Source organism: Proteiniphilum sp. UBA1028 (assembly GCF_002316955.1).
Lineage (GTDB): Bacteria > Bacteroidota > Bacteroidia > Bacteroidales > Dysgonomonadaceae > Proteiniphilum.
Genome location: NZ_DCEN01000043.1, coordinates 12,590 through 13,023, shown reverse-complemented (window position 1 = coordinate 13,023; position 434 = coordinate 12,590). Strand labels below are relative to the sequence as shown.

Here is a 434-nt window from a genome sequence, read left to right as displayed (position 1 = left end):
GTATTTATCAACGGTTCGTCTGGCGAAGGTTATATGCTGACGGTGGAGGAGCGGCTCAAGCTGGCCGAAAGATGGATTTCAGTAGCGCCAAAGGGATTTAAGGTCATTGTACACGTGGGGGCAACCTGCATCAAAGACAGTTTCAGGATGGCACAACACGCCCGGGAAATTGGCGCCTTCGGCATTGGAGCCATGGCCTCTCCCTTCCCCAAAGCAGGACGGGTGGAGGAGCTGGTGAAGTACTGTGAGGAGATTGCCTGTGGCGCACCCGAGCTGCCCTTCTACTTCTACCACATCCCGGCGCTGAACGGTGTCTTCCTCCCCATGCTGCCCTTTTTAAAAGCAGCCGACGGACGCATCCCCAACCTGGCGGGCATCAAGTACACCTACGAGAGCCTGTACGAGTACAACCAGTGCATGCTCTATGAAAATGG

The 434-nt window shown here is 55.5% G+C and carries 1 protein-coding gene; it reads left to right on the top strand.

What is annotated here, in order from left to right; all coding sequences use genetic code 11:
- Positions 1–434 (top strand): dihydrodipicolinate synthase family protein (locus tag B3Z75_RS07385; protein ID WP_294069339.1); only part of this gene is annotated, 434 nt, incomplete at both ends.